Origin of the sequence: Pseudomonas sp. (assembly GCF_030150285.1) — a bacterium.
Classification (GTDB): domain Bacteria; phylum Pseudomonadota; class Gammaproteobacteria; order Pseudomonadales; family Pseudomonadaceae; genus Aquipseudomonas.
The window spans coordinates 32,220-59,165 of record NZ_JASLGE010000097.1 but is presented as its reverse complement, the minus strand read 5'-3'; the positions used below and the strand labels follow the sequence as shown (position 1 = coordinate 59,165).

Below are 26,946 nucleotides of genomic sequence, written 5' to 3'. Positions count from 1 at the left end.
AAGGTCGCCTAGAGCCAACAATGGGCTTTAGAGTAACCAACCTGACTGTAGGACAATCCTAAGTCACCATTAGTACAAATACTCTATTATCGTCAAAAGCCCTCTAGAACAGCCATTTGAGGCCTTAAAGACCTGCTTCAGGAACAAAACCGCTTAAGTGTATATAGACGAATAAAAACGCCCGCGGCTTACGCGGGCGTTTTTAATGCGTTTTCCGGCAGCTTTAAAGGCCGCCACGAATGAGCCTGTCAGGGGTTATCGCGCAGCTCGCGCCGCAGGATTTTACCCACCGGCGTCATGGGCAGTGAGTCACGCAGCACGATCAGTTTGGGCACCTTGTAACCCGTGAAGTTGTCCTTGCAGTACGCCTTGAGTTCCTCAACCGTTACCCCGCCTTCGCGCGCCACGACAAACAGCTTGACCGCTTCGCCAGTACGCTCGTCCGGCACACCAATAACCGCGCAGTTCGCCACTTTGGGGTGCGCCATCACGATGTCTTCGATCTCATTGGGGTACACATTGAAGCCCGAGACGATAATGAGGTCTTTTTTGCGGTCGACAATGCGGACAAAACCATCCGGGTCAATGACCGCAATATCACCGGTCCTGAACCAGCCCTCGGTGTCCAGCACTTCAGCGGTGGCACCCGGGTTCTGCCAGTAACCTTTCATGACTTGCGGGCCTTTGACGCAGAGTTCGCCACGCTCACCCAGGCCAAGATCGTCGCCTGCATCGTTGATCACTTTCATGGCGGTGCCCGGCACGGGCATGCCCACAGTGCCCAACCGAGCCAAGGGGCCACACGGGTTGGCGCTGGCCACCGGGGAGGTTTCCGTCAGGCCGTAACCCTCGACAATCCGACAGCCGGTGATTTTCTCCCACCGCTCGGCGGTGGCCTTGACCAGCGCCGTACCGCCGGAGTTGGTGACCTTAAGGCCGGAAAAATCCAGGTTTTTGAAGTCCGGATGATCCATCAGCGCCACAAACAGGGTGTTCAACCCCAACAACGCCGTAAACCGCCACTCCCCCAGTTCCTTGATAAAGCCTTTGATGTCTCGCGGGTTGGTGATCAGCACGTTGTGATTGCCCATCACCATCATGCACATGCAGTTCGCCGTGAATGCGTAGATATGGTACAGCGGCAGCGGGGCCACCATTATCTCGCTGCCGTCCTTGAGGTAGGGCAGCCCCTGAGCATCGTGCTGCGACAGGCAAGCCCGCACCTGCTGCATATTGGCCACCAGATTAGCGTGAGTCAGCATCGCGCCCTTCGGCAAGCCGGTGGTGCCGCCGGTGTACTGCAATACGGCAATATCATTGAGGGTAACGGCCAGCGGCCGGAGGGTATGGCCAGCCCCGCGGCGCAGAACATCTTTGAACGCGATGGCCTGGGGTACCCGATAAGCAGGCACCAGCTTTTTCACCTTGTCGACCACCAGATTGGTGACCCAGCCTTTGACGGCAGGCATCAGATCACCCATTTTGGCTTCAATCAGGTAGTCGATATCGGTGTCTTCCAGCACCTCCTGCACCCGTTTGCCAAACATGTTCAGGTACACCAGCCCGCGAATACCGGCACTTTTAAACTGATGGCGCATTTCGCGTGAGGTGTACAGCGGGTTGGTATTGACCACCACCAAGCCCGCACGCAGGGCACCAAACACGGCAATCGGGTATTGCAGCACATTGGGCATCTGCACGGCGATGCGGTCGCCGGGCTTGAGGTCGGTGTGCTGTTGCAGGTAGCCCGCAAACGCCGCGCTGTGACGCTCAAGCTGCGCATACGTCAGGGTCACACCCAGGTTGCTGAAGGCCGGTCGGTCCGCGAACTTCTTGCAGGAGCGTTCAAAGACATCGACCACCGACTTGAAAGTCGTCATATCGATATCCAGCGGTACACCGGCGGGACGTTTGTCATTCCAGAAATCGGGGTTCATTATTTTTATCCTCTCACCTGAATGTGCCTGGCCGCACTTGAAAGCCCATGAAACGCAGCGTGATCCGACGTTAACAGTAATGAAGTAGTAGGCAAATACGGCGAACTTCGCCATTAACATCTTGAATCCTATTACTCCGTCGCGCTGCGTAACAGGGTCTCTGCGCCAAAGCGCTATACACTGCTACCACCGGGTACAAGGAAACGTCATGACTTCCACGACTTATTGGCTGGACGCAAATGACCGTAGCGGTCTTTTCGTGCATCAGTGGCTGCCCGCGATCCCGCCCAAGGGCATTGTGCTGCTGGTGCATGGCATGGCCGAACACGCTGGCCGATATGCGCGCCTGGGCCACGCACTGTGCCAAGCCGGTTATGGGCTCTACGCCCATGACCAACGCGGGCATGGCAAAACGGCCGAGCGCGGCACACTGGGGCACTTTGCCGATAAGGACGGATGGCATTCAGTCGTCTGCGATGTGGCCAGCCTGCATCAACACGTCAAACAGGCGCACCCGGGGCTACCGATTGTACTGCTGGGTCACAGCATGGGCAGTTACATCGCTCAAGCGTATGTCATGCATCACAGTGCCAGCCTGCACGGTGCGATCCTGAGTGGCTCCAACTTCCAGCCTGTCGCGCTCTACCGCAGTGCCAGCCTGATCGCCCGCCTCGAACGTTGGCGTCAGGGGCCCAAAGGCCGTAGCCCGCTCATCGAGTGGCTTTCCTTTGGCGCGTTCAACAAAGCATTCAAACCCAATCGCACGCGCTACGACTGGCTCAGCCGTGATCCGGCCGAGGTAGATGCTTATGCCAACGATCCCCTGTGCGGGTTTCGGTGTACCAACCAACTGTGGGTCGACTTGCTTGGCGGCTTGCAGCAAATCAGTAAAGCGTCCAATCTCAATCAGATTGATTGCGCCCTGCCCATCCTGGTGATCGGTGGCAGTTGTGACCCCGTCAGCCAAGGCAAGCGCCTTGAAGACTTGGCCAAGGCATTGCGAGAAGCGGGTAACCGACACCTGCAACTCAACGTGTACGCACAAGCGCGACATGAGCTGTTCAACGAAACCAACCGCGACGCTGTCACCGCAGACGTCATTCATTGGCTGAACCAGTCACTCAGCCGAACGCGCCCGCCACGGACGGAATAAGTCGGTCTTTGTTACAGAAAAACCCTTTAAAATCAGAATATTGAAATCAAACATTCGTCACAGGACATGCGCTAGATGACTCAGGTTACCAACACCCCATATGAAGCCCTCGAAGTCGGTCAGACTGCCCACTACAGCAAGACCGTTGAAGAGCGTGATATTCAGCTATTTGCGGCCATGTCCGGTGACCACAACCCGGTCCACCTGGACCCTGAGTTTGCCGCCGCCACCATGTTCAAGGAGCGCATCGCTCACGGCATGTTCAGCGGTGCTTTGATCAGCGCCGCGGTTGCCTGCGAGCTACCTGGGCCGGGCACCATCTACATCGGTCAGCAAATGAGCTTTCAAAAACCGGTAAAAATCGGTGACACACTGACCGTGCGTCTGGAAATCCTGGAGAAATTACCGAAGTTTCGCGTGCGTATTGCCACCCGCGTGTTCAACCAGCGCGATGAACTGGTCGTCGATGGCGAAGCTGAAATCCTGGCACCGCGCAAACAGCAGACCGTAACCCTGCCCACCTTGCCGGCCATCAGCATCGGCTAACTATCACCGCCCACACAAAAGCGGGCGTGTTCGCGATTCACCCCATCGATGCGCGGTGGGTTGTATCGCAACACGCCCGCCTTTATACAGGGCTAGCGGCTCTCAGTTTGCCCTCAAGCCCGCGCACGAGCCTGATTGCGTAGCGCCTTAACCTTGTCGTGATTCTGTTGCACGCCCAAGTACTGACGCTCAACCAGTTCGCGAATGGCCAGCAGGTTGTGTTTGCTGATTTTTTCCAGTGCTTCTTTGTAAGCCTTGATGGCGTGATCCTCACCGCGCTCGGCTTCATTGAGCACCGCTTCTTCGTCTTTGCCGGTGAACACGGATTTCACATCCAACCAACGGCGGTGCAAGTCACCCGCCACACTGGTGCTGGTCTCCGGATCGCCACCCAGTTCGCGGACCTTGACCTGCAACTCGGCTGCGGCCTTGGCACAATCTGCCGAACGGGTGGAGAAGTAGGCTTTGAGCTCAGGGTGCTTGATGTCTTCAGCGCAGGTTTTAAACCCTTCCTGACCATCTTTACTGGTTTCGATCAGATCGTTCAGGACGCTAATGGCTTCTTTATTAAGGTCAGTCATTGTTCAATTCCTTACAGGGTTGAGGATCGTGCAATAGAGGTTGCATGCCCTGTGCCAGGTTGTTGAATCATTAAAAAACCTTAACTATCAATAACTTGTGTTTTTATTTGAACTTCGGAGTCGGTTTATTTGCATGATCTGTCAATTGGCCTGCATGCAGAATACCTGTATTTTCCAACCCATCGCTAAATGCACTTAAAGGTCACTGCATGAACCCTGAAAAGCTCGAATTGCTGGTGACACGTGAAATGCCGTTCGGCAAATACAAGGGCCGTATCATTGCTGACCTGCCGGGCCAGTATTTGAACTGGTTCGCCCGTGAAGGCTTTCCTCACGGTGAATTAGGGGGGTTGCTGGCACTGATGCAAGAGATCGATCACAACGGCCTGTCAGACCTGCTCGACCCGCTACGCGCCAAACACGCCAAGCCCAAACCTCGCCATTGATGGCGCGGCGCGTATGAGCGCGGACTCAAACACCAGGCAAAAAAAAGGTGCGCCGACCAAGCGCACCAAACACGTAGAACACCCAACGAAATCGTTACATCACACTCAATCCAGCAGCGCCAGGGCTTGCGCGGTGCACTCCTGGATCCGGCCCCAGTCGCCGTTCTTGATCCACTCACTGTCCAGCATCCAGCTACCGCCCACGCACATCACGTTTTTCAACGCCATGTAGTTGCGAATATTCGCCGGACCAACACCGCCGGTCGGGCAGAACTTCACCTCACCAAACGGGCCGCCCAGGGCTTTGATGGCCGCCACGCCGCCACTCACTTCGGCCGGGAAGAGTTTGAAGCGGCGATACCCCAGGCCATAGCCTTCCATGATCCCGGAAGCATTGCTGATGCCCGGCAATAGCGGGATATCGCTGGCCGCGCCAGCCTCAAGCAAGTCGCGGGTGATGCCAGGCGTCACAATAAACTGCGAACCGGCTTCTTCAGCCGCGGCCAGCATATGACGATCCAGAATGGTACCCGCGCCGGTCACCAGCTCGGGGCGCTGCTCACGCAACACGCGAATCGCTTCCAGACCAAACTCAGAGCGCAGGGTGACTTCCAGTGCGGTCAAGCCGCCCGCTGCCAGCGCATCAGCCAACGGCAAGATATCCTGCCTGCGAGCGATGGTAATCACCGGCAGGATGCGCGCCTTGGCGCACAGCTCATCAATTATGGCGACTTTTTCGGCCATCGAAATGTTCGCGGTTTTTATGGTCATGGCAGCTGATCCTTGGCTCATGGGCACCAGTAAATCTCTAACGTGGGTTGCAGAAAGGCACGAATCGGCAAGGCGGCAACATCATCACCGGCCAGCGCTTCGTTCAGAATGTTCAATTTGGCCGGCCCTTGAATCGACAGCACGGTGTGGGTCGCGCTCGCCAGCAGGCTGCGGCTCAGGCTCAAGCGCTGGTGAGGCACGCTGGGGGCCAGCATCGGCCAGCAACGGCGCTCATTGCCCAGGTCCAACGCTTTGTCCAGGTTCGGGCTGTTGGGGAACAGCGAAGCGGTATGACCGTCGTCGCCCATGCCCAACACCAGCACATCAATAGGTGGCAATTCAGCCACTTGACGGTCGGCCTGTTCGGCCGCCTCGTCCAGCGTAGAGGCCACGTTGTACAACCCTACAAACTTGGCCTTCGCGGCCGGGCCTTGCAACAGATGCTTATGCAGCAGGCCGGCATTGCTGTCGGCATGTTCCACCGGCACCCAGCGCTCATCGGCCAGGCTGACGACCACGTTGCCCCAGTCGACAGGCTGCTGGCTCAGGTGCTGAAAAAATGCCACCGGGCTGCGACCGCCCGACACCACCAGCGTCGCAACACCCTGTTTGTCGATAGCCGCCTGGAGCCACGCCGCGACGTCAACCGCCAGCCCATCAGCCAATGCCAACGGGGTTTTGAAAGTGTGCGCCGTGACCCCCTCGGGCAGTTTCACATCAGATATCGCCATACCAAGACCTCCCGTCCCGCGTAATCAATGCAATGGAACTCATCGGCCCCCAGGAACCCGCCGCATAAGGCTTGGGCGCATCACCGGACTTCTTCCAGCCGGCGATCAACTGGTCGCACCATTTCCATGCCGCTTCAATTTCGTCTTTGCGCACAAACAGGTTCTGGTTGCCGCGCATCACTTCTAGTAACAGACGCTCGTAGGCATCCGGAATCCGCGCACTGCGATACGTGTCGGAAAAATTCAGTTGTAGCGGGCCGCTGCGCAGCTGCATGCCCTTGTCCAGCCCTTGGTCTTTGGTCATGACGCGCAAGGAAATGCCTTCATCCGGTTGCAGGCGAATGATCAGCTTGTTGCCGATCTGCAAACGCTGCTCGGGGGCGAAGATATAGTGCGACGGTTCCTTGAAGTGGATAACGATCTGCGACAACTTTTGCGGCATCCGCTTACCGGTGCGCAGGTAGAACGGCACCCCGGCCCAGCGCCAGTTGCGAATATCGGCACGCAGGGCGACGAAGGTTTCAGTGTCGCTCTGGGTATTGGAGTTCTCTTCCTCCAGATAACCTGGCACCGATTGCCCTTCGCTGTAGCCCGCAATGTATTGGCCACGCACCACTTGAGTGGTCAGGCCTTCGGGCGTGATCGGGGCCAGCGCTTTGAGCACCTTGACCTTCTCATCGCGAATGCTGTCGGCCGAGAGGTCCGCAGGCGGGTCCATGGCAATCAGGCACAACAACTGCAACAGATGGTTTTGAATCATGTCGCGCAGTTGACCGGCCTTGTCGAAGTAACCCCAGCGCCCTTCAATGCCGACCTTCTCGGCCACGGTGATTTCCACGTGGGAGATGTAGCGCTGGTTCCACTGGGTTTCGAACAGGCTGTTGGCAAAACGCAAGGCAATGAGGTTTTGCACCGTCTCTTTGCCCAGGTAATGGTCGATGCGGTAGATGCGGTTCTCGGGAAAGAACTGCGCCACGGCGTCGTTTACCTTGCGCGATGAATCGAGGTCCGAGCCAATCGGTTTTTCCAGGACCACCCGCGTGTTTTCAGCCAAGCCGACCGTGGACAGGTGTTCGCAAATGGCTCCGTACACCGCTGCCGGGGTGGCGAAGTAGGCGATCAGCCGCTGTGCCGTGCCTGCCAGCTCCGCCAACGGCACGTAATCGTCAACCTCCAGGAAATCCACATGCAGGTAACTCAAACGCCCCAGAAATCGGGTAATCGCTTCGTCTTCGATCTCTTTGGGGCCCAGGTACTGACGCAATTGGCTGTCAATGTGCGCCAGATGGCTCAGCGCATCGCCCGGTTCACGCGCCAGCGCCAAAATGCGCGTGTCGCTGTGCAACAGGCCTGCACGGTCCAGTTGGTACAAGGCAGGAAACAGCTTGCGCAAGGCCAGGTCGCCCAACGCGCCGAACAAGGCAAAGGTGCACGGTTCAACCGTAATCAAAGACATGATGTTTGTTCTTTTATCAAGTTAAGCTACAAATACCTTTTTTTAAGGCATCACTCAAGGAAAAATGTAGTAATAAACACAACATTTTCTCAAATTGCAGATTGTTGCTAGTGGTCGTAACAGGCCATCAGTAGGATAGGCCTCCTTAACAGGGCCGCTGCAGAGCGTCTCTCTTTGCATCGCTGAACCAAGGATCATAAATGGACCGCGTGCGAAACTTACTCGAACAAATCAAAGGCCGCCTCGAAGAGCTGAACAAAGCTGAGCGCAAAGTGGCTGAAATCATCCTGCAGAACCCCCAACAGGCGACGCGTTTCAGTATTGCCGCGCTGGCTCAGGCGGCGTCGGTGAGTGAGCCCACGGTCAACCGGTTCTGCCGCTCATTCGGTGTCAGCGGCTACCCCGAACTCAAACTGCAACTGGCGCAAAGCCTGGCCAGCGGTGCCGCCTATGTGAGCCGCGCGGTCGAAGCGGACGATAACCCGCAGGCCTACACACAAAAAATCTTTGGCAGCGCCATCGCCTCGCTGGACAGCGCCTGCCAGGCCTTGGACCCTAACCTGATCAGTCGCGCGGTCGACCTGTTGATCCAGGCCCGCCAGATCCATTTCTTCGGGCTGGGAGCCTCGGCCCCCGTGGCGCTGGATGCACAACACAAGTTCTTTCGCTTCAACCTCGCCGTCACGGCGCATGCCGACGTGCTGATGCAACGCATGATTGCCTCCGTGGCGCACACGGGTGAGCTCTTCGTGATTATTTCCTACACAGGGCGCACCCGCGAGTTGGTGGAAGTCGCACGCATTGCTCGCGCCAATGGGGCTTCGGTGCTGGGGCTCACTGCCGAAAACTCACCCCTGGCCAAAGCCAGCACCTTGAGTTTGAACATCCCACTGCCTGAAGACACCGACATTTACATGCCGATGACCTCACGCATCATCCAGCTCACGGTGTTGGACGTGCTCGCCACCGGCATGACCCTGCGCCGAGGCGTGGACTTCCAGCCGCACCTGCGCAAAATCAAGGAAAGCCTCAACGCCAGCCGTTACCCGGTGGGCGACGAGTTCAACTGAAACGACGGCACGGATTGCCCCCGTTCAGGGGCGATATCACGTCAAAAACACTGTCAGATATGACAGGTTACACATGTAGGAATATTCCATAAGCTGAATTCTCCAAGGTACCTTCCCCTGGCAGGAGTTCAGCAATATGACTCAAGAACCACTGAGTGTTTCGACCCCTGCATTGCCTAAAGGCGGTGGTGCCATTCAGAGCATTGGCAAAGGCTGGGGAGCCGTCGGCAGCTCAGGCGCAGCGTCGTGTTCGCTTGCGCTGCCCATTTCAGCCGGCCGCGGCTATGCCCCTTCTCTGGGCCTGAGTTACAGCAGCGCCAGCGGTAACGGCCTGTTCGGTTTGGGCTGGGCCGCCAGTGTGCCCCGTATCGCCCGACGCACCACCAAAGGCGTGCCTGCTTATACACACGACGATGTCATTGTCGGCCCCAGTGGGGACGTCTGGATGCCTGAGCTCGATAGCCAGGGCAAAATCGTCTTCACTGAAGTCAGTGAGTATCGCAAGGAGCCTGTTGGCTCTACGTACCAAGTCACTCGCTACTTCCCTCGTGCCGAAGGGGCATTTGAGCGCATTGAATACTGGAGCCACCCGAGTCATTCGGGGTTTTGGCTGATACATGGTGCCGACGGCAGCCTGGCTGTTTATGGAAAAAGCAAAAGTGCACGTACCGCCCACCCTGATGATGAGTTCAAGGTGGCCGAATGGCTGTTGGAAGAAACGCTGAACGTGCGCGGTGAGCATGTGCTGTACGAATACAAGCCCGAAGACCACGCCAACTTCGACAAGAACAGCCCCCGTAACTACAAGGCTCAGAGTTATCTAAGCCGAGTGCGTTACGGCAACTTCATTGCCCATGACAACCTGTATGTGTGGAACGAAGAGAAACTCAACGCGCTGAAATGGCATTTCGACCTGGTGTTCGACTATGGCGAGCGCAGCACCACCCTGACTGAAAAGCCCACTTACGAGGAACCCGCCAACCACAGCTGGCCAGTTCGCAGTGACCCACACTCAAGTTTTACTTACGGTTTCGAACTGGGCAATTTGCGCCTGTGCCATCAGGTGTTGATGTTCCATTATTTCCCGGAGGAGCCCGCACTGGGTCCAACCCCGCAGCTGGTTCAGCGCCTGCTGCTGGAATATGAAACGGGCGAGCTGTCCTACACCCACCTCACCGCCGCGCACTTTATGGCCTACGATGCCAAGGGCGAACCCGAGTACCGTCCGCCGGTCGAGTTCAGTTACGCCGCCTTCACTCTGGGTGAGCAACGCTACACCCCGTTTGACGCCATGCCGGGCCTCAATGATGGCCAGCAGTACCAACTCTTGGACTTATACGGTGAAGGCCTGCCCGGAGTGCTGTACCGCAACGATAAAAACTGGCTGTACCGCGAGCCTGTGCGGGCCGAGCTTGTCAGCGATCCTGATCAAGTCAGCTACGGGGCCTGGCATGCGCTGCCCGTTATCCCGGTGGCTGACGCCAACAAACCCGTGCGCCAATCACTGACCGACCTGACCGGAGACGGCCGACTGGACTGGATAGTGGCCCAACCAGGGCTCAGTGGTTTTTTCACGCTGAACCCGGACCGTAGCTGGTCGCGCTTCGCAACGTTTTCGGCATTCCCGCAAGAGTTTTTCAGCCCGCAAGGCCAGATGGCCGACTTGATCGGTGCCGGCCTGTCCGACCTGGCACTGATCGGTACCCGCAGCGTGCGACTCTATGCCAACCAGCGAGAACACGGGTTCGCCAATGCGCTGGAGGTGCCTCACAACGCCCCCAAAAACGCTTCTGAGAACGATGATGCGCTGCCCATTCTGAGTGACAGCCGCAGCGAACTGGTGGCGTTCAGCGATGTGCTCGGTAGCGGCCAACAGCATTTGATTCGAATCCGTCATAACGAAATACGCTGCTGGCCAAACCTGGGCCGTGGCAATTTTGGCAAGGGCTTCAAACTGGCCGACCTACCGTTCGACTACGCCGAATTTGATGCCTCGCGCATCCTGTTGGCCGACCTGGACGGCTCTGGAGCGGCCGACCTGATGTACCTGACAGCCGACGCGATCGAGATTTACATGAACCGCTGCGGTAACGGTTTTGCCGATAAGCAAACGCTGCCGTGGCCCATCGGTGTGCGCTATGACCGGTTTTGCCAGGTCAGCACCGCCGACTTGCAAGGGCTGGGCTGTTCCAGCCTGATCCTGACGGTACCGCATAGGTCGCCCCGCCACTGGCGCTGCGACTTTGTGCACGCCAAACCATACCTGCTCTCTGAAACCAACAACAACATGGGCGCGGTGGGCACTGTCAGCTATCGCAGCTCGGCCCAGGAATGGCTGGATGAGAAACGTGAACTGAGCACCCATCAACCGGCCGTGTCCTACCTGCCCTTCCCTATGCACGTGGTCAAGCAACAGACCCAATTCGACGAAATCACTGGCAGTCGGCTGACGCAACATTTTCAGTACCGCCAGGGTTTCTACGACGGTTTCGAACGTGAAACCCGGGGGTTTGGCCTGCTGATTCAAACCGATACAGAAGACACCAGCGGCTTTGACGCCGGCTCGGGTAACACCCCACCGGTGCAGACCAAAACCTGGTTCCACACCGGGCGACTCACGGACTACCCCGCGCGGGGTCAAGACACCCGGGATAGCGCTGCAAAGGGGCTGGGGGCCACTCTGCTCACGCGGTGCGAACCAGACACAACATCCGCCTGCAAAGACCGTGTGATCGTCAAGCCCACCGACGCACAGCAACGCGAACTGGCCCGTGCGCTCAGCGGCTCGACAGTGCGAGTTGAGGTACTCGGCCCCTTGGCGGCGGATAACACGCGCCCTTTGTACTCTGTGCAACACAACCGCTTCATGGTGCGCGAGCTCATCCCCCAGGCCTCGGATAAAGGCCAGCTTTACGCCTCCATGCAGGTGCTGCCACTGGAGTCCATCAGCTACCAGTACGACCGTTTTTACGACGACCCACTGTGCGCGCACAGCATCGGCCTGCGTTGGGACTGCTTTGGCAACTCGACCCATGCCGTGTCGATCAACTACCCACGGCGTAAAAACAGCACCCACCCGGGACCGTTTGAGGAAGAACACCAAAACACCTGGTGGCTGGCATCCCATGATGAAGCGCAGCAGTTTTATTACGTGAATGAAAGCCTGGCCGAAGCCATTCACTTGACCGATGCGCAAGGCTGGCAACTGGGCCTGCCTTATCGCGCACGCAGTAACGCTCTGGTTCTGCCCACTTGCGCATTACCCTCACCGCTGATCAGTTATGAATACCTGATTGACGATATCGAGGGCCCGCTTAAACCCCGCTCCGAACGCGAACTCACAGGCCTGAGTGTGCAGCGTTACACCGACAGGACAAACACCCTTGCGGACGGCATAGCCCACTTTCCGGCACTGATGGATGCCGTTGAAACAGCTGAGCTGGACGCTGTTGCACTGAGCGCCTATGACCGCGTCATGCAACCCGACGAACTGGAAGCGCGCCTGCTGGAGATTGGTTATCAGCGCATGTCCGTCTTTATGCCGCCTGACAACGCCGTTGTATTGTGGTCCGTCAAACGCGGGTTCGCGCAATACGAGGACCTCGACAAGTTCTACACCATCAAGACCTTTCGTCCCACGCTCAGCCAGGGCACAACCAGCGTCAGCTATGACCCTTACTGCCTGACACCGGTCAGCGTCAGGGCACCCGACGGTTGCACTACTGTCGCAGTCCATGATTACCGGACGCTTCAGCCCTGGAAAATTATCGACCCCAACCAAAACACCCAAGAGGCGCTGTTCGACGCCTTCGGCCAACTTCGCGCAACCAGCTTTTATGGCACAGAACGCGGTGAGCCGGTCGGCTTCGATCCTGTCAGCGGCTTCCTGGCCAGTTCCAAAGACCCGGCAGCCGCGATCCAGTCCCCCGAAATAGCGCTGGGACGTGTCGCCTCGGCCAGCTTCTACGACCCCTTCAGTTGGATGGGCCGGGTACCTCAGGCATTTCAAGATAATCCTGACTTGATGCAGCAACATATCGCGGCCGGTGACATCATGCCCACCGGGCACCTGCGCGCCAAAGGCCGCAGGCGTACCTCTATCAATGGCTGGGCTGGTGTTGTCGACAACATATCGCGCGAACCGGTGTACAGCGCCGTGTTACTGGCCGATCGCTACCCGGATGACGCTGAGCGCCAGATCCGTATCAGCCTGGCGTGCTTTGACGGGTTTGGTCGCACGCTGCAGAGCAAGCAGAAAGTTGAGCCGGGGATTGCCTATCACGTGGATGAAGCCGGCAACCTTGAAACAGCGGACGGCCAGCCCATACAGGCACCCAGCCCTCAGCGCTGGCGCGTGAGTGAGCGAGTTGAATACAACAACAAAGGTTTGGCTATTCGGGTGTACCGGCCTTATTTCGCGAGTGAGTTTCGCTACATCAACGATGAGTCCTTTCGTCGGTTCGGTTACAGCGACCAGCAGTTTTACGACCCTCTGGGCCGCCCGACACTGACCGTCACGGCCAAAGGTTATTGGCGCCGCCAGACCTACCTGACCTGGTACACCATCAGCGAGGATGAAAACGATCTGCATCAGGAAGCGCTGGAAACGCTCAAAGCCCCCATTGTGCTGGAAGCCGGCGGCAATCAACTTGACCCTCTGAAAGCCCTCCAGGGCGTAACCGTGCGGGTTGAGTACCTGGACATGCAGCCAGGTGACAACCTAACGCTGACGTGGCAAGGCGTTGCCGGGGCAGGCACGACCAGCCGCACCACAACCCTTGAGACCGCCCCAGAGCGCGTGCTTTTTGAGATACCTGCCACGGTTGTGGCTGCCAATATCGGAAAAACTGTAACGCTCAACTACACCGTGACGCGTAGCACAGGGAATAAAACCTCGGCGTGTTTAACGCTGCAGGTGGCCGAGCTACCGCCGGCGCTACTGGGCTCTCTGCTGCACGTTGAGAAGGATGATAACGGGACAATCTATTTAAAATGGTCACAAAACGGCAGCTATATTGACATTAAGACCTGGCCCCTGGTTGCTGTAGGCCAAAAGGTCTGGCTACTGCTGGAAGGGCAAAAGGCCGATGGCTCGCCGCACAACATCAGACTTTGGGCCGGAGCCAGCGTCAACAGCAATGAAATTCGTCAAGGGTATTTGCGCAAATTAGCCAGCTATAGCTACCTCAAAGAGCTGGCCGAGAACAGCACACTCAAGATCATTTTCAAAGTGGCTTTCTCCGGCAAAGACGAAGCGCAGGCCATGACATTCCCGATCAAAACCTTGAGGGTCATGACGAATAAAGGCTAGGCGGAATGATCAAACAACCGGGCCCGTCTGAACCTGGCCACCACCACCGCACGCCCGCACTCACCGTGACGGACCCGCGCGGTCTGGCGGTGCGGGCCGTTGAGTATCGGCGCAGCAGCGCGGACGCGCAGGCCATCGAACAAGCCACCCGTTACCGCCATGATGCCAGGGGGTGGCCGGTGGCCGAAATTGACCCACGCCTGAGTGACCCCAATCAACGCACAGTCTTCAGTTTGTCCGGCGTGGTGGTACTCCTTGAAAGTGTCGATGCCGGGTGGCGTTTGAGCCTGACAGATGAGAACGCCAATACCGTAGACCGCTGGGACGGCCGATACAGCCATTGGCGAACGGTGTTCGATGACTTGGCGCGGCCGGTGGCGATTTACGAAAAAGGCCAGACTCAAACCGAACACCGCGTGACTGGACGCCTGAGTTATGCCGCTTTTTCAGAACAGGCCGCGCTTCATAACCAATGCGGGTGCCTTATTCGTCAGGACGATGCGGCCGGGACATGCCTGTTTGCAGACTACGCCGTGACGGGGATCTCCCTCAGTGAAACCCGCCACTTTTTGAATCAACTCGATCCCCCGAATTGGCCCTTACCTGTTCCCGCTCCCGTGCAAATCCCCGTACAAGAGCCCGGCGCACGACTGGAGACGGGCAACGGCGCAACCACCCTCTGGCGCTGCAACACCTTGGGTGAAAGGCTCAGCCAGATTGATGCCATGGGTCATCAGCAACTCACCGCCTATACCGTGGCAGGTGAACTAAAAGGCGCTACCGTGCAATTGCAGCACGGCTCGCCAGTTACCGTGATGCACCGTATGACACATGGTGCCTCTGGCCAGATAGAACAGCAGACTCTGGGGTGTGGCGTAACACGTTGTCACTTTTACGACCCGGCCGACGGGCGTTTGAAAAGGCTGGTCTCCCGCCGCCCCGGCAGCACCTTGCAAGCGCTGGACTATACCTATGACCCCGTGGGTAACGTGGTTCAAATAACAGACCTGGCCCAACCCGACCGTCACTTCACCCATCAACACATATCTGCCATCAACACCTACCGCTACGACAGCCTGTACCAATTGATCGAAGCCACAGGCCGTGAAGCCATGGGTGCCCTCATTGGGCCACAGTTGCCCGGCCGAATGCCCAACCCGGGAGACCTGAGCCAACTGCTCAACTATTGCCAAACCTATGATTACGATACGGCTGGCAACCTGATTCAGTTGCGCCACATAGGCCATGAGTCTTACACCCGAACGCTGCAGGTCGCGCCTGACAGTAATCGGGGCATGCCTGCCACGGGGGGCCGCGAGATCGAAAACCGCTTCGATGCCAATGGCAACCTGCAAACGTTACAACCCGGCCAAACACTGGAATGGGACTTGAGCAATCAACTCAGCCGAACCGTGCAAGTGATTCGCTCACAGGGTTTGGATGACGACGAGCGTTACATCTACGATGCCCAAGGCCAACGCCTGCGCAAAATCACGACGCGACACAACAAAGCGGCGATAGATATTTCAGACGTCCGCTACTTGCCGGGGTTGGAAATACACACCCGAGAAGGTCAGTGCCTGCACATTGTCATCGCAGCGGGAGTTCGCTGCCTGCACTGGGAGGTCGGGAACCCTCATGCGCCTGCTAATGATGTGCTGCGTTACTCCCTGGATGACCATTTGGGTTCAAGTACGCTGGAGGTGGATAAAAACGCCGCCATCATCAGCCACGAAGGGTATTACCCTTTCGGCGGAACCGCGTGGTGGGCCGCCCGCTCAGGCGTTGAGGCCGCGTACAAAACCATTCGGTATTCAGGCAAGGAACGCGATGTCAGCGGGCTTTATTACTATGGTTTTCGCTATTACGCACCGTGGCTGGCGAGGTGGATAAACCCGGACCCGGCGGGAGATGTGGATGGGTTGAATCTATTCAGAATGCTTAGAAATAGCCCGATGCGATTCAAGGATGAGAGTGGATTGGATTCCAGTGAAGCTCGCGCGGAAATCAAAACCTTCAAAAAAGCCAAAAAGCTGGCCATTGAGCGCTTGGGCCAGGCCCAGGAATTTCTAAAGAAAGAGCAGAATTCCAGTACAGCCTTACACATCGGTCAGATTTTTTTCGGCGGCACACTTGACGTGTCGTATCTGGATCGCTGGTCCGCGCAAATAGAAAAAGTAAGCGACGGACTCAAACAACTCAAAACGTCAAAAAATATTGAATACAAAAAAATCAAGGCAACCAATGAAGACGCAGCAGCCGAGCTTGATGTATTGAAATACGATAACGAAAACAATAGCCGCCTCAAATACATGACAGCGTACACCCAAAAAATCAAAGAAATCAGTGATCTGCCGCACTTGAGTGTAGAGCATATTGCACATATCGCTATTCACGAACTCTCTCACGGCACGTTGAAGACTGAAGATGTCAAATACATCTTGGTCAAACACACCCCTGGCTATCACAACCTGGTCGACTTGGCCGCCTTGCCTATGCTGGAAGGAGAAATAGCCGGAGAGCCTCTGACACAGGAGCAGAAGGTAAAAAAATCGGCCAATATAAATCTGTCAAAAAACAATGCAGACTCGTTCACTACAGCAACTCGCTACCTTGCCTATGCGCAAAAAAACCCACGCTTTGCCCAACAACTTTTCGACGCACACACTTCATGGGCTCTGTCAGACAAGACACAGCCGTTGCTCATCAAAATAGCGAGCATGTATTAGTGGGCACATTGTTTTCTAGCGAAAAACAGGCGAGGAACGGCCGGGGTCGCGTACGACTTTACGTGGTGTAAATGAGCATTCTGAGCCTGTTTTCAACGCAGCATCACCGAGCGCAGATACATTGCGTACAGAACCTAATGACCTCAAAGACACCTTACTGATTACACCCGCACGTAAATCAGTAAGGTGTAGAGCACGCACTCAAGCCTCCACCAACCTCGCCCGTGCCTGCAAGCTCAGGTGTGCTTGTTCACCCGGGGCCAGGCTCTGGCCGCTGCCCTCCCCGCTGGTGGACTCGACACACACAAAGCCCATCACTTCATTCCAACTGACGCCCAGCAACGGCCGCTTGCCCGGGTGCCAGACTACCGTGTTGCCGGTGTCTCCGGTGTCAATGCCAAGCGCACGCTGCCAGGCATGGTCGTTGAGTTGCATTTCACCTTCGTGCTGAAACACACGCTGGCAGCCGCCCTCAACCCGCAATTCGCCCTGCTGCAAGCACGCTTCGCGGTTGAGCTGATCATAGCCGCGTGCACCGTCCAGGCCGGATAGCGCTACCTCGGCCACGTCACCAATACGCCAATAGGCCCGCAGGGCCTGGCTGACCTGACAAGGCTCATCATCCTGATGTTCGGTGCTCAACCGCAGCTCCATCTCTTCGCCCAGGCGTGCGTGCAAATCCACTTGCCAATCACACAATTGCAAACGCCAATGCAGGCTGACGCCCTCTTCGTCCGCACTGCTGTCCACCAGTTTCCAGTCAATCAACCGTGCCCAACCATGACAGGGCCATGCGTTCTCATGGGGGTGGCGCCCATACCACGGCCAAAAAATCGGCACACCACCGCGAATGGCTCCCACCTGCGGCCACTTCGCAGCGCACCACAGCCAAGGTTTTTGCCCGGTGGGTTTGAAGTGCAACAATTGTGCGCCTTGGCGACTGAAAACCGCCTGACAGTGCGGGTGGTCGATCACCAGCACGTCGCGCTGCTGAAAGCGTTCCCACTGAAAAATCGGTTGCTCGCGCCGGGATTTGAAAAAACGGTGAAGCGGATGCTCATGCATGTGCCACATGTCCTGAAAATCATGCCGGTGTGCACGCTATAAAAAAGCGGATAGCCAAGGCTATCCGCTGGAGGGAACAAGGAGCAAGAAACTTAGTCGCGGATGCCTAGAACGTTGACTGGATTTTCAGGCCCGCGACCCATGCGTTATCCACCTGATCAACGCCGCCCGGGTGGGCGATGTATTGCAGGTTGGGGCGAACGGTCAGCCAGTTGGTCACGTGAATGCCGTAGTTGAGCTCGTAGTTATATTCGGTCGAGCGCAGTGGCGCGTACAGCGGATCACTGTAGTCGGTGACCCCCAGGGCGGCGTTGGCCAATTCAGCGTTTTTCTTCACTTCCCCGTTGACATGAATGCGGGCAGCACCAATGCCGATGTCATCTTTGGGCCGCGCATCGAACGGTCCCTTGTACACCAGCATCAGCGACTGATAGTTGTCGACGATATTGGTGGCCTTGTCGTGAAAGGTGGCGTTGACCGCGATGTTCAAACCACGTGAAGCATCGCCGTTATGGCTCGTGAGCTGTTGCTGCGCCACGATCCAGTAGCCGTGCTTGCTGTGACGAACACGGTAGCTCTGGCCTGTGGTGGCGGCATCGGCTCCATTGATGTCTTCGCGCAGGTCATTGGCGGGCGCGGTGCTTTTGTAGTAACCGACACGGTATTCGCCCGGCAGGTCATTGACCTTCGGCAGCCACACCAGCTCGACCGGCAGCACGGTGCCCTTGGTGCCGCTGCCACTGAGTTTAAAGCCGTTACCGTGCTCCAGTTGCGAAGGGTTCTGGTTGTACGCGCCGATCTGCGCATAGAACTGGGGCGTGATGTTGTACTTCACACGCAGGGCCGCTTGGCTGACCGGCCAGTTGTACCAGATGTTGGTGGCCCAGTTGCCCACTTGCGAACCACAAAACGCCAGGTTTTGGAAGTCGCAGGCGAAGGTGTTGAAGTCTTCACCCTCACCGAAGTAACCGGCCTTGACGTCCAGCTTGCCGTCGAGGAACTGATGCTGAATGTACAACTGGGTCAGGCGCACCATATGACCACGGCCGTAGACTTCCTGAGACGAACTCAGCGTGCCGGCACGCGGGTCGCCGATACGGTCGTTGGAGATGTTCTGGCCGTTACGGTTGGTGAGCTGGATCTTGGCCTGGGTGTTGTCCCAGCCCCATAGCTTTTGCAGGTCCAGGGCCACGCCCAGGCCAAATTGATCGCTGTAGCGCGCCGTCTTGTCATGGTTGTAGCCACCGCCCAGGTTCGCGCCGACTTCACCCACGTAGTCGGCCTTGATGTCGATGCCCTGCTCAATCAGCCGGGTGCGCTCACCGCCCCAGTCGCCCGTCATCCATTTCGAATCGGCACTGAACGCTTCGTCCGCCATCGCATGGGCAGAAAGAAGCAGTGCTGTCATCGCTGACAGTTGGCAAACCCGCCGAGTCGCGCCGTGTTGCTTTTTCATCCCTAGACCCTCGTCTTTTTGTTATGAACCATTATGTCGAGCACGAATTACGTTGATTCCAGAAAACGCCAAGTCCTTGCTGGCGTTTTTTTGTGCGCAGACAGCGCCACAAAACCCTTGCGCGCCGGCATTTAGCGCCCCTTGATCGGGGTCACATTGCCGGCCTGAGTGTGTGCGGGCAGCGCAGCGCCCGTGCCCAGGCGCTCACCCGTGCCGGCGTCAAACAGCAGCACTTTGGCCGGGTCAAACTGCAAGGTCACAGACTCGCCCACCTGCGGTGCCTCATCAGGGGCCAGGCGGCAGCAAACTTTGGTTTCATTGAGCTGAACAAACACCAGCGTGTCCGGGCCCGTCGGTTCAGTGATACGCACGTCGGCACGAATCGTTGGCTGGCCATTGGGCACAGGCAACGCCAGTGTGATTTGCTCGGCGCGGACCCCCAACATCACGTCACGGCTTTCCAGGCCCGCCTCATGCACCGCCAACGGCAACTCGCAACGCGCCTGGCCACTGTCGAGCAGTGCCCACAAGCGAGCGTTACGGCGTTCCAGGCGCGCGGGGATGAAGTTCATGGGTGGCGAACCAATAAAGCTCGCCACAAACAGGTTGGCCGGGTCGTTGTAGATGTCTTTTGGCGTGCCGAACTGCTGAATGATGCCGTCCTTCATGACCGCCACTTTGTCGCCCAAGGTCATCGCTTCGATCTGGTCATGGGTAACGTAAACGGTGGTGGTTTTCAGCCGCTGGTGCATCAACTTCATTTCGGTGCGCATCTCGACCCGCAGTTTGGCGTCGAGGTTGGACAAGGGCTCGTCGAACAGGTAAATCTTCGGCCGCCGCGCCAGCGCTCGGCCCATCGCCACGCGCTGCTGCTGACCGCCGGACAACTGGCCGGGTTTACGGGTCAGCAGGTGTTCGATCTGCAGCAGCTTGGCGACACGGGCTACTTCTTCGTCGATAGCGGCAGGCGTCATTTTGCGAATCTTCAGACCGAACGCGATGTTGTCTCGCACGTTCATGGTCGGGTACAGCGCGTAAGACTGAAACACCATCGCAATGTCACGGTCCTTGGGGTTCATGCCGCTGATGTCGGCATCGTCCACCAGAATCGAACCGCCACTGATGCTCTCCAGCCCGGCGATGCAGTTCATCAACGTGGATTTTCCGCAGCCCGACGGGCCCACCAGAATCAGGAACTCGCCGTCCTCGATTTTCAGTTCGATGTCTTTGAGCGTGTCCGGCAAGCCTTTGCCGTAGGTTTTATTGACGTTGCGTAATTCGAGAGTTGCCATGCCTTACCCCTTGACCGCGCCGGACGTGAGCCCGCGCAGGAAATACTTGCCTGCAAATATGTAAACCAGCAGCGTCGGCAACCCCGCAATCATGGCCGCCGCCATGTCGACGTTGTATTCCTTGGCCCCGGTGCTGGTGTTGACCAAGTTGTTCAACGCCACCGTAATGGGCTGCGCATCACCACTGGCAAACACCACGCCAAACAAAAAGTCGTTCCAGATTTGAGTGAACTGCCAGATCAGGCACACCATCACGATCGGCACTGACATCGGCAGTAGAATGCGCCCGAAAATAGTGAAGAAGCCGGCACCGTCCAGGCGCGCCGCCTTGACCAGTGCATCCGGAATACTCACGTAGTAGTTGCGGAAAAACAGCGTGGTAAACGCTAGCCCGTACACCACATGCACCAGCACCAGGCCCGTGGTGGTGTTGGCCAGGCCCAGCTTGCCGATGGTGAACGAAGCCGGCAGCAAGACGGTCTGGAACGGCAGGAAGCAGCCAAACAGCAGCAGGCCGAAGAATAGTTGCGAACCTCGAAAGCGCCACATCGACAGCACGTAGCCATTCATGGCCCCCACAAAGGTCGAGATCAGCACCGCCGGCACGGTGATTTTCACCGAGTTCCAGAAATAGCCGCCCACCGTGTCCCAGGCCTTGATCCAGCCAATGCCATCAATCACCTGCGGCCAGCTCAACAGGTTGCCGGTACGAATGTCTTCCGGGCTTTTAAAGCTGGTCAACAGCATGACCACCAGCGGGATCAAGTACACCGCCGCCGCCAGGATCAAGGTGGCGTAAATGGCCACCCGGCTAAAGGTCAAGCGCGATGCACCGAAGCGGCGCGTCAGGTCAGTCATGGCGTTTGCTCCTCAGCTCGGAGTACAGGTAAGGCACGAGGATGGCCAGAATCGCCCCCAGCATCATGATGGCGCTGGCTGAACCAATACCCATTTGCCCACGACTGAAGGTGAAGTTGTACATGAACATGGCTGGCAAATCGGACGAATAACCCGGCCCGCCTGCCGTCATCGCCGACACCAGGTCAAAGCTCTTGATGGCGATGTGCGCCAGGATCATAAAGGCGCTGAAAAACACCGGGCGCAGGCTCGGCAGCACGATGCGCAAATAGATGACAGGCAAGCTCGCACCATCCACTTGAGCTGCCCGAATAATCGATTGATCGACCCCGCGCAACCCGGCCAGAAACATCGCCATCACAAATCCGGATGCCTGCCACACGGCAGCGATGACCAAGCAGTAAACGACCCGATCCTGGTCCAGCAGCCAATCGAAACGAAAGCCTTCCCAGCCCCAATCACGCAGCATTTTGTCCAGCCCCAAGCCGGGGTTGAGCAGCCATTTCCAGGCCGTGCCGGTAACGATCATCGACAGTGCCATGGGGTACAAGTAAATCGTGCGGATAAATCCTTCTTTGCGAATTCGCTGGTCAAGCAGCACCGCCAGAAACACGCCAATCACCAGGCTGATCACAATAAACAGGCCACCAAACACCGCCAGGTTCTGGCTCGCCACCCACCAGCGATCATTGGCCATCAGCCGGGCGTATTGCTGTAACCCGACCCATTGGTAGCTGGGCATAAAACTGGAGTTGGTGAACGACAGCAGGAACGTCCAAAAAATGTAGCCATAAAACCCCACCAGAACGATCAGCATGCTCGGTGCCAGCACCAGCTTGGGCAACCAGCGTTGCAGCGCGTCAAACGGCGAGGCCTTGCGCAATACCGCCACAGCACTCATCGAAATGCTCCCACAGGGGTTCGCCGGCCTCTGCACCCGCAGACACCGCCTGAACCGAAAGATAAGGGGCCGCGCGAACGCGGCGAGAGAATGAGGCGTTACCGGGCGGCTTTGATCGCCGACGCCAATTGTTTACCCGCCTTGGCCGGGTCGGCATTTTTGTCGCTCATAAAGTTGCTCACGACATCAAAAATGGCCCCCTGCACGGCCAGCGATGTGGCCATGTTGTGGGCCATGCTCGGTTCCAGCTTGCCGGCCTTGTCGGCGGCGGCAAAATCCTTGGCAGAGGCCTGGCCACAGCTGTCGAAACGGGTCATGTCCAGATCATTGCGCACCGGGATGGAACCTTTGTTTTCGTTGAACACGTATTGGAATTGCGGTTCAAGCACGACCTTGGCCAAGTCATTCTGGGCCGCAATATTACCGGGGGTGTTCTTGCTACCGGCCAGCTTGAACATGGCCAGGGAGTCGATGTTGTAAATGAAGCTGCCTTGGGTGCCTGGGAACGGTACACACTCATAGTCAGTACCCGCCTTTTTCCCTGCGGCGGTCCACTCGCTTTTGGCCCAGTCCCCCATGATCTGCATACCCGCCTTGCCGCTAATCACTTTGGCGGCTTCCAGGTTCCAGTCCTGGCCGGTGCCATCGGGGTCCATATACCCCTGGAGTTTTTTCAGCGCCGTGAAGACTTCCGCCATCTGCGCGCTTGTCAGCGTGGTTTCATCCAGGTCGACCAGAGCCTTCTTATAGCCATCGGTCCCCATGATGCTCAGCACCAGGTCTTCAAATACTGTGCTGTCCTGCCAAGGCTGACCGCCGTGTGCCAACGGAATAAAACCGGCGGCCTTAAGTTTGTCACCCGCGGCATACAGTTCCTCAAGGGTGGCCGGTGCTTTGTCGATCCCGGCTTTCTTGAACACCTGCGGGTTGATCCACAGCCAGTTAACGCGGTGAATGTTCAGTGGCACGGCCACGTAATGGCCGTCCACTTTCATGATGTCGGACACGGTTTTGGACAACAGCGAGTCCCAGTGGTTGGCGCTGGACACGTCATCGAGCGGTGCCAGTAACCCCAATGCGCCCCAATCCTGCAAGTCGGGGCCTTTGATTTGAGCGGCTGAAGGCGGGTTGCCCGAGACGGCGCGGGTCTTGAGGACGGTCATGGCCGCTGCACCGCCGCCACCGGCTACCGCACCGTCTTTCCAGGCGAAGCCATCTTTCTCCATCAGGGCCTTAAGCACACCGACGGCTTTGGCTTCACCACCCGAGGTCCACCAGTGCACCACTTCAACTTCGCCTTTGGGGGCGGTATCAGCGGCATAGGCATTCAGGGGCAGTAATGAAACGAGAGAAATGACAACGGCGAGGCGATTGAACGAATTCATGTCAGAACCTTTCTTGTTGTTATCGCGGTGCAAGTCTGTTGCTTGCGCTTGCCATGAGTCTATCCATCACTGTCGCGCCTCACGTCACGAAAAGACGCGCATTTGTCACGAAACGGTGACATTGAGCACCGACTTGTGTGAGTTCCGATGATTATTCGCCAGGCCCAAGCCCTGTGTTCTGACTCGTGTTTGGACTTGCACCCAACTCCATGTAAAGCTTTTTCCGCATTCCCTGTAGGACACATCCCGAAGTCGTTTTCCCACGTTGTACCTGCAAAAAACTTCAGCGAGTCTGCTATTCATCACCCCTTCTTAAGAACGGATGCTGACACTATCAGGAGATGTGCACCATGCAGAAAAAAAGCCTGACACCTCGCAATCATTGCTTCATTTACGCCGCCAAACACCCTGACGGCCAACCCTACGCCTGGAAAGTCGATGTCCAGCACGCGGGAAGAAACCATGTGCACCTCTTCAATTTCGCTGAGTACGGTGGCGAATCGGCCGCGTTGGCAGCCGCCGAGGCCCTGCGTGATGAGCTGGCACTGAAAGCCCCGCTCTCGTTTTCATATGAATGCCGCCAGCGATTGATGCCTCACAACACCAGCGGCCACCCGGGGGTGTACCGGGTTCAATCCAACCATATTGAATACTGGCGGGCGACCACCCGTATTCATGGTTACAACTTGAGCAAAAGCTTTCGCATTGACCGCTATGGCGATGACGAGGCCAAGCAACTGGCGTTGCAGGAGCGCGAGCGGCAATTGACGCTGTGCAACGAGCCCTATGACGTGGCCATGGAAAAACTGCAGCAGCATTTCAGCCAAACCAGCCGACGCGTGCGTGAAAACCGCATCAAGGCGGCCATGAATAAGCCCCGCGAACTGAAGACTGCGCTAGAAGACAGCACCAAAACCCATTTGGAACCGGTACTGCCCATCAGTGCCGAACAGGCCCGCCAGTCGATCAATCGGCATTTCGAGGCAAATACAAAGTAACGCGCAAGCCTTTGACGCGCAGGTTCTGCAAGCTCACTTCGCCGCCATGGCTGTGGGCAATGCTACGCGCGATACCGAGCCCCAGGCCGTAGCCCTGTTGCTGTCCAGCCAGGCGAACATGAGGTTCAAAGACCTGTTCAAGACGCTGCTGTGGCACGCCCGGGCCTTCATCATCAACGGTCAATACAAAGGCGCGTTCATGGTCCACAACGGTCAAATGCGCCTTATGACCGTACTTGAGCGCGTTATCGATCAGGTTGCCCATGCACCGGCGTAGCGCCAGCGGTTTGCCTGGATAAGCCTTGAGCGCCTGCCCTTGCACCGTCACGCGGCCATTTCCATGGGGTAACAGATACGGCTCGATCAGGCAGTCCAGCAACAGGTTCAGGTCCACCGGCTCGATATTTTCGTGGATGTCTGTGTCTTTTACGCATTGCAGCGCGCCTTTGACGAGCATTTCCAGCTCATCCAGATCGCGGCCGAATTTGTGCTGCAGGGCCTCGTCTTCAAGCAGTTCCACGCGCAACCGCAACCGCGTGATGGGGGTGCGCAGGTCATGGGAAATAGCACTGAACAATTGGCCGCGCTCGGTCAGGTAACGGCTGATACGCGCCCGCATGGTGTTAAACGCCCGTGCCACCTCCGCCACTTCACTGCCACCGCCGATTGCAACCGGTTTGGCCTCGTCTTCGCCCAGCGACATATCACGCGCCGCCCGCGCCAAGCGCTTGAGCGGGCGGCTTTGCCAATGCACCAGCACACCGATAAACAACAGTAAAAACAGGCTGCTCAACACAATAAACCACAGTTGCAAGGCGGGCAGCCCTTCCTCTTCAAGGCTGGTGTAGGGCTGCGGCAACAGCGAGGCGATGTACAGCCATTCGTCCGTGGCCAAGCGGATTTGTGTCACCAGCACCGGCGGGTTGACCGGCTCAAGGGTCAACGCGAAATGCGCCCACGAACGCGGCAGCTCATCGAGTTTCAAGCCGGCATTGAAGATACGCAGGTCCTGGGGGCTGACAAACTTCACCGAGAGGTCCACCTGCGGGCCCAGGGAGTGGCGCAACACTTGATCAACCGCCTCCAGCACGGCCTGCTTGCGCTGGGTCGGGGCCAGCACCTGCATGTCCAGTGGTTTGTCGTTGAGGCTTACGACAAAGCGCGTACCGCCCATGCTGCGCAACTGGTCGAGCACCAGCGGGCGATAGGCCAAGGGCAACGAGCGCAAGTACGTCACGGTGGCATTCATCGAGTACGCCAGGCTGCGAGCGCTGTTGACCAGGCCTTCCAGTTGCGTGGTGCGCAACTGGGACAACCAGATCAGGCTGGACAGCGTTTGCGCCAGCAGTATGGCCAACAAGGTGAGCAACAACATGCGGCCCAGCAATGACCGGGGCAAACGGGGTTTGCGCAGCCCTTTAAAGACCATGGCTGATCACGACGTCAGCGGCCAGTTGATAGCCGCTGCCACGGACGGTGCGAATCAGCCGGGGCGGTTTGCCCGTGTCTCGCAGGCGCTGGCGCAAGCGGCTGACGGCCATATCGACGATACGGTCCAGGGGCATCAGGTCGCGGCCACGTGTGGCGTTGCCGATGGTGTCGCGATCAAGAATTTGTTGCGGGTTGTCCAAAAACAGTTTGAGCAGGGCAAAGTCGGCCCCCGACAAAATCACCTCTTCACCGTCACGATGAAACAGCCGATGAGTCACGGTGTTGAGCCGCCACTCATCAAACACCATGACGTCATGCCCCCCCGCCACGCCCACACTGGCAAATTGCGAACGGCGCAACAGCGCCTTGATCCGCGCCTGGAGCTCGCGAGGGCTAAAGGGCTTGCCCAAGTAATCATCCGCGCCCAGCTCAAGGCCAATCACGCGGTCAGCCTCATCAGAGCTGGCGGTGAGCATGATGATCGGGGTTTGAGCAAAACGCGGGTGTTGCCGCACCCAGCGGCACAGGCTGAAGCCATCTTCGTCGGGGAGCATGACATCCAGGATCAACAAGTCGCTGCTGCCCTGTTCCAGCGCCTGCCGCAACCCTGCGCCATCTCCCACGGCCCGCACCGCAAAACCGGCGCGACTCAGATAAAGATCAAGCAGGTCACGAATTTCCTGATCGTCATCGACCAGCAAAATGGATTTGCCGAGTGCGCTCACAGCGGTATTCCTTATTGTTTTTAGGCACCCCGTGGTAGGGGTATGAGCGTTTGGTGACTTTGCGCTTTCAAAGCAACACGGCGTAAAGCCGGAACCTTATGTGG

The 26,946-nt window shown here is 57.5% G+C and carries 20 protein-coding genes; 7 read left to right on the top strand and 13 right to left on the bottom strand.

Translation table 11 applies throughout. The features are described from left to right. Window positions 1-248 precede the first annotated feature (248 nt). The gene (fadD2, locus tag Q1W15_RS23015) at window positions 249-1,937 is read right to left on the bottom strand and encodes a long-chain-fatty-acid--CoA ligase FadD2 (protein ID WP_300733054.1); all 1,689 of its coding nucleotides are present in this window, start codon (window positions 1,935-1,937) and stop codon (window positions 249-251) included. 208 nt (window positions 1,938-2,145) lie between these two features. Here fadD2 and Q1W15_RS23010 point away from each other — a divergent pair, with 208 nt between their 5' ends. Next, window positions 2,146-3,090, top strand: coding sequence for an alpha/beta hydrolase (locus Q1W15_RS23010; RefSeq protein WP_300733051.1), 945 nt, complete (start codon window positions 2,146-2,148; stop codon window positions 3,088-3,090). 75 nt (window positions 3,091-3,165) lie between these two features. After that, window positions 3,166-3,636, top strand: a complete 471-nt coding sequence (locus tag Q1W15_RS23005; protein WP_300733046.1) for a MaoC family dehydratase — start codon at window positions 3,166-3,168, stop codon at window positions 3,634-3,636. 113 nt (window positions 3,637-3,749) lie between these two features. Here the strand turns inward: Q1W15_RS23005 and Q1W15_RS23000 are convergent, their stop codons facing one another. After that, window positions 3,750-4,217: a PA2169 family four-helix-bundle protein gene (locus tag Q1W15_RS23000; RefSeq protein WP_300733043.1), complete on the bottom strand. Its 468-nt coding sequence runs from the start codon at window positions 4,215-4,217 to the stop codon at window positions 3,750-3,752. A 209-nt stretch (window positions 4,218-4,426) separates the two neighbouring features. Between Q1W15_RS23000 and Q1W15_RS22995 the strand changes: the two genes are divergently transcribed. Continuing rightward, a complete protein-coding gene (locus Q1W15_RS22995; RefSeq protein ID WP_300733040.1) occupies window positions 4,427-4,663 on the top strand; it encodes a DUF3820 family protein in 237 nt (78 codons plus the stop codon). A gap of 105 nt (window positions 4,664-4,768) precedes the next feature. Here Q1W15_RS22995 and Q1W15_RS22990 read toward each other — a convergent pair whose 3' ends face one another. From Q1W15_RS22990 to zwf, 3 genes are read right to left on the bottom strand one after another with little or no spacing between them, the layout of a single operon-like run. Beyond that, window positions 4,769-5,455: a bifunctional 4-hydroxy-2-oxoglutarate aldolase/2-dehydro-3-deoxy-phosphogluconate aldolase gene (locus Q1W15_RS22990; protein WP_300733037.1), complete on the bottom strand. Its 687-nt coding sequence runs from the start codon at window positions 5,453-5,455 to the stop codon at window positions 4,769-4,771. Beyond that, window positions 5,452-6,165 (bottom strand): 6-phosphogluconolactonase, encoded by a 714-nt coding sequence (pgl, locus tag Q1W15_RS22985; protein WP_300733034.1) that lies wholly within the window; start codon window positions 6,163-6,165, stop codon window positions 5,452-5,454. Before pgl ends, Q1W15_RS22990 begins: the two co-directional genes overlap by 4 nt. Then, window positions 6,152-7,621 carry a glucose-6-phosphate dehydrogenase gene (zwf, locus tag Q1W15_RS22980; RefSeq protein ID WP_300733031.1) on the bottom strand — a complete coding sequence of 490 codons (1,470 nt, stop codon included), beginning with the start codon at window positions 7,619-7,621 and terminating at the stop codon, window positions 6,152-6,154. The genes pgl and zwf overlap by 14 nt, the downstream gene beginning before the upstream one ends. Window positions 7,622-7,830: 209 nt before the next feature. Between zwf and Q1W15_RS22975 the strand changes: the two genes are divergently transcribed. The 3 genes from Q1W15_RS22975 to Q1W15_RS22965 all read left to right on the top strand — a co-directional run bounded on the left by Q1W15_RS22975 (window position 7,831) and on the right by Q1W15_RS22965 (window position 16,731). Then, entirely contained in the window at window positions 7,831-8,691 is an 861-nt protein-coding gene (locus tag Q1W15_RS22975) for a MurR/RpiR family transcriptional regulator (RefSeq protein WP_300733187.1), read from the top strand. Window positions 8,692-8,827: 136 nt separating this feature from the next. Then, a complete protein-coding gene (locus Q1W15_RS22970; RefSeq protein WP_300733028.1) occupies window positions 8,828-14,002 on the top strand; it encodes a SpvB/TcaC N-terminal domain-containing protein in 5,175 nt (1,724 codons plus the stop codon). Window positions 14,003-14,007: 5 nt separating this feature from the next. Beyond that, window positions 14,008-16,731 carry an RHS repeat domain-containing protein gene (locus tag Q1W15_RS22965; RefSeq protein ID WP_300733025.1) on the top strand — a complete coding sequence of 908 codons (2,724 nt, stop codon included), beginning with the start codon at window positions 14,008-14,010 and terminating at the stop codon, window positions 16,729-16,731. A gap of 201 nt (window positions 16,732-16,932) precedes the next feature. Here the strand turns inward: Q1W15_RS22965 and Q1W15_RS22960 are convergent, their stop codons facing one another. The 6 genes from Q1W15_RS22960 to Q1W15_RS22935 all read right to left on the bottom strand — a co-directional run bounded on the left by Q1W15_RS22960 (window position 16,933) and on the right by Q1W15_RS22935 (window position 23,688). Further along, window positions 16,933-17,796 (bottom strand): D-hexose-6-phosphate mutarotase, encoded by an 864-nt coding sequence (locus Q1W15_RS22960; protein ID WP_300733022.1) that lies wholly within the window; start codon window positions 17,794-17,796, stop codon window positions 16,933-16,935. 106 nt (window positions 17,797-17,902) lie between these two features. After that, window positions 17,903-19,252, bottom strand: a complete 1,350-nt coding sequence (locus Q1W15_RS22955; RefSeq protein WP_300733018.1) for a carbohydrate porin — start codon at window positions 19,250-19,252, stop codon at window positions 17,903-17,905. Window positions 19,253-19,383: 131 nt separating this feature from the next. Then, window positions 19,384-20,544 carry an ABC transporter ATP-binding protein gene (locus tag Q1W15_RS22950; protein ID WP_300733015.1) on the bottom strand — a complete coding sequence of 387 codons (1,161 nt, stop codon included), beginning with the start codon at window positions 20,542-20,544 and terminating at the stop codon, window positions 19,384-19,386. Window positions 20,545-20,547: 3 nt separating this feature from the next. Continuing rightward, entirely contained in the window at window positions 20,548-21,402 is an 855-nt protein-coding gene (locus Q1W15_RS22945; RefSeq protein ID WP_300733012.1) for a carbohydrate ABC transporter permease, read from the bottom strand. Then, entirely contained in the window at window positions 21,395-22,303 is a 909-nt protein-coding gene (locus Q1W15_RS22940; RefSeq protein WP_300733007.1) for a carbohydrate ABC transporter permease, read from the bottom strand. The genes Q1W15_RS22945 and Q1W15_RS22940 overlap by 8 nt, the downstream gene beginning before the upstream one ends. A 98-nt stretch (window positions 22,304-22,401) precedes the next feature. Next, entirely contained in the window at window positions 22,402-23,688 is a 1,287-nt protein-coding gene (locus Q1W15_RS22935) for an ABC transporter substrate-binding protein (RefSeq protein WP_300733004.1), read from the bottom strand. Between the two features lie 350 nt (window positions 23,689-24,038). Between Q1W15_RS22935 and Q1W15_RS22930 the strand changes: the two genes are divergently transcribed. After that, on the top strand, window positions 24,039-24,686 hold the full coding sequence (locus tag Q1W15_RS22930) for an AP2 domain-containing protein (protein ID WP_300733001.1): 648 nt from the start codon (window positions 24,039-24,041) through the stop codon (window positions 24,684-24,686). Here Q1W15_RS22930 and Q1W15_RS22925 read toward each other — a convergent pair. Together Q1W15_RS22925 and Q1W15_RS22920 are read right to left on the bottom strand one after the other, a co-directional pair. Continuing rightward, a complete protein-coding gene (locus Q1W15_RS22925; protein WP_300732998.1) occupies window positions 24,655-26,115 on the bottom strand; it encodes an ATP-binding protein in 1,461 nt (486 codons plus the stop codon). The genes Q1W15_RS22930 and Q1W15_RS22925 overlap by 32 nt on opposite strands. After that, complete coding sequence (locus Q1W15_RS22920) at window positions 26,105-26,842, bottom strand: response regulator (protein WP_300732996.1); 738 nt, start codon at window positions 26,840-26,842, stop codon at window positions 26,105-26,107. Before Q1W15_RS22920 ends, Q1W15_RS22925 begins: the two co-directional genes overlap by 11 nt. Window positions 26,843-26,946: the final 104 nt, after the last annotated feature.

What these genes read in the sequence shown, in the direction of transcription:
- fadD2 (WP_300733054.1), bottom strand. Translation starts at nt 1,937, where the DNA reads ATGAACCCCGATTTCTGGAATGACAAACGTCCCGCCGGTGTACCGCTG.
- Q1W15_RS23010 (WP_300733051.1), top strand. Translation starts at nt 2,146, where the DNA reads ATGACTTCCACGACTTATTGGCTGGACGCAAATGACCGTAGCGGTCTT.
- Q1W15_RS23005 (WP_300733046.1), top strand. Translation starts at nt 3,166, where the DNA reads ATGACTCAGGTTACCAACACCCCATATGAAGCCCTCGAAGTCGGTCAG.
- Q1W15_RS23000 (WP_300733043.1), bottom strand. Translation starts at nt 4,217, where the DNA reads ATGACTGACCTTAATAAAGAAGCCATTAGCGTCCTGAACGATCTGATC.
- Q1W15_RS22995 (WP_300733040.1), top strand. Translation starts at nt 4,427, where the DNA reads ATGAACCCTGAAAAGCTCGAATTGCTGGTGACACGTGAAATGCCGTTC.
- Q1W15_RS22990 (WP_300733037.1), bottom strand. Translation starts at nt 5,455, where the DNA reads ATGAGCCAAGGATCAGCTGCCATGACCATAAAAACCGCGAACATTTCG.
- pgl (WP_300733034.1), bottom strand. Translation starts at nt 6,165, where the DNA reads ATGGCGATATCTGATGTGAAACTGCCCGAGGGGGTCACGGCGCACACT.
- zwf (WP_300733031.1), bottom strand. Translation starts at nt 7,621, where the DNA reads ATGTCTTTGATTACGGTTGAACCGTGCACCTTTGCCTTGTTCGGCGCG.
- Q1W15_RS22970 (WP_300733028.1), top strand. Translation starts at nt 8,828, where the DNA reads ATGACTCAAGAACCACTGAGTGTTTCGACCCCTGCATTGCCTAAAGGC.
- Q1W15_RS22965 (WP_300733025.1), top strand. Translation starts at nt 14,008, where the DNA reads ATGATCAAACAACCGGGCCCGTCTGAACCTGGCCACCACCACCGCACG.
- Q1W15_RS22960 (WP_300733022.1), bottom strand. Translation starts at nt 17,796, where the DNA reads ATGCATGAGCATCCGCTTCACCGTTTTTTCAAATCCCGGCGCGAGCAA.
- Q1W15_RS22955 (WP_300733018.1), bottom strand. Translation starts at nt 19,252, where the DNA reads ATGAAAAAGCAACACGGCGCGACTCGGCGGGTTTGCCAACTGTCAGCG.
- Q1W15_RS22950 (WP_300733015.1), bottom strand. Translation starts at nt 20,544, where the DNA reads ATGGCAACTCTCGAATTACGCAACGTCAATAAAACCTACGGCAAAGGC.
- Q1W15_RS22945 (WP_300733012.1), bottom strand. Translation starts at nt 21,402, where the DNA reads ATGACTGACCTGACGCGCCGCTTCGGTGCATCGCGCTTGACCTTTAGC.
- Q1W15_RS22940 (WP_300733007.1), bottom strand. Translation starts at nt 22,303, where the DNA reads ATGAGTGCTGTGGCGGTATTGCGCAAGGCCTCGCCGTTTGACGCGCTG.
- Q1W15_RS22935 (WP_300733004.1), bottom strand. Translation starts at nt 23,688, where the DNA reads ATGAATTCGTTCAATCGCCTCGCCGTTGTCATTTCTCTCGTTTCATTA.
- Q1W15_RS22930 (WP_300733001.1), top strand. Translation starts at nt 24,039, where the DNA reads ATGCAGAAAAAAAGCCTGACACCTCGCAATCATTGCTTCATTTACGCC.
- Q1W15_RS22925 (WP_300732998.1), bottom strand. Translation starts at nt 26,115, where the DNA reads ATGGTCTTTAAAGGGCTGCGCAAACCCCGTTTGCCCCGGTCATTGCTG.